This window comes from Brevibacillus sp. NPDC003359 (assembly GCF_042878995.1).
Classification (GTDB): Bacteria; Bacillota; Bacilli; order Brevibacillales; family Brevibacillaceae; genus Brevibacillus.
Map to the genome: position 1 here is coordinate 1 of NZ_JBIAOR010000038.1, position 1,988 is coordinate 1,988.

The following is a 1,988-nucleotide window of genomic DNA, read 5'->3' on the forward strand; positions in this document are numbered from 1 at the left end:
GCAGAACTATCCGGAGCACTCGGAAGCTTTTTGCAAGAAACATCAGGAGCTTCGATCGTACCTGTTTCACGGGAAGGTCATCTGCCCTTGTCCTTTGCGCAGCAGCGCCTGTGGTTCCTGGATCGTTTGATGCCAGACAGCGCCTTGTACAACATCCCGTCTGCGATGCGATTGCACGGGGATCTGAATATGGAGGCTTGGAACAAGAGCTTGCAGGTACTGATTCAGCGCCACGAAAGCTTGCGGACAACCTTTGGCCACGTAGATGGGCAAGCTGTACAAATCATTCACCCTTACCAAGAGCAGTCGCTACGTGTAATCGACTTGCGGGAGCTACCAGCGGACGAGTGCGAAGCAGAAACACAGCGTTTGGCAGGAAGAGAGGCAGCTACGCCATTCAACCTGAGCGAAGGTCCGTTGTTCCGTACGACCCTGATCCGCATAAGCGAGCAAGAGGCCGTCTTCTTATTTAACATGCACCATATTATTTTCGATGGCTGGTCTATCGGTATTTTCATCAAAGAAATGAGAGAACTGTACGAAGCATTTGTTCACGGTAAAGAACCTATATTAGCCGAACTGACATTGCAGTACGCCGATTACGCTGTATGGCAACGGAAGTGGATGGAAGAAGATGTGCTTACGCAACAGCTAACGTACTGGAAAGAAAAGCTAGTCGATGCCGAACCACTATTGGCTTTGCCGACTGATCGTCCTCGTCCAGTCGTTCAAAGCCATGATGGCGCGATGTATACCATTACGCTTTCATCTGAACTGTTAGCAAAGTTGAGTATTCTCAGCCGTGAAGAAGGATCGACGTTGTTCATGACCTTGCTGGCTGCTTTCCAAACTTTGCTCTACCGCTACAGTGGACAGGAAGACATCCTCGTCGGAAGCCCGGTTGCAGGACGAAATCGGGAGGAAACCGAGTCGCTCATCGGTTTCTTCATTAATACATTAGTGCTACGTACGGATATGTCAGGGGAACCGACATTCCGTGACTTGCTGGCAAGAGTGAAGGAGACGGCGCTAGAAGCCTATGCCCATCAGGATCTTCCGTTTGAAAAACTGGTCGATGAACTGGCGCTAGAGCGTAGTCTCAGCTACTCGCCGCTGTTCCAAGTGATGTTTGTCCTCCAAAACTTCCAGCTAGATTTAGACGAAAAGGCTGGCATTCGCGTATCGGAATTCGATATGGACAAACACCTGGTCACCGCCAAATTCGACCTGACGTTGACGATGGCAGAAAAACAAAACGGATTGATCGCAACGTTTGAGTACAATACAGCGCTGTTTGATGAAACGACGATAGTGCGTATGTCACAGCACTTCCATCAATTACTCGAAGCCATCGTTCAGAGGCCGGAGCAGACCATTACCCAATTGCAGTTGTTGCCTCAGACAGAGCGGGAGCAACTGCTGGTGGAATGGAACGACACCACGACTGCTTACCCACGGGAGCAACGCGTGGATCAATTGTTCCAGCAAACCGCGATGCTTTACCCGAATCGCATTGCAGTCGTATCGGGAGAGCAGAGGCTCACCTACTCCCAGCTAGAGACACGAGCCAACCAGGTAGCCAACTACCTGCAAAAGCAAGGCGTTCGCTCAGGTTCACTCGTCGGTATCTGCGTGAAGCGTTCTCTTGAAATGCTGATCGGGGTGCTCGGGATTCTCAAAGCTGGTGGGGCTTATGTACCGTTCGATTCGGATTATCCTAAAGAACGTCTGGCATACATGATGGACGACGCTCACGTCACTGTTTTGCTCACGCAGGAGCAACTTCTACCGTCACTCCCATCTGGAGAGCATACGCCGATTTGTCTGGATCGCGACTGGGCGATGATTGCCGAAGAAAGTGAACGCGCACCTGACATTGACACAACAGCGGAGAGTCTCGCTTACGTGATCTACACCTCTGGTTCTACCGGGTTGCCAAAAGGAACGCTTGTCATCCATCGAGGCATTGTCCGTCTCGTCAAAGGAAC

1 protein-coding gene is annotated in these 1,988 nt (G+C 51.0%); it reads left to right on the forward strand.

Annotated features, from left to right (window positions below):
* A partial coding sequence (locus tag ACFYU8_RS31435; protein WP_390307250.1) for a condensation domain-containing protein occupies nt 1–1,988 on the forward strand: 1,988 nt, incomplete at both ends.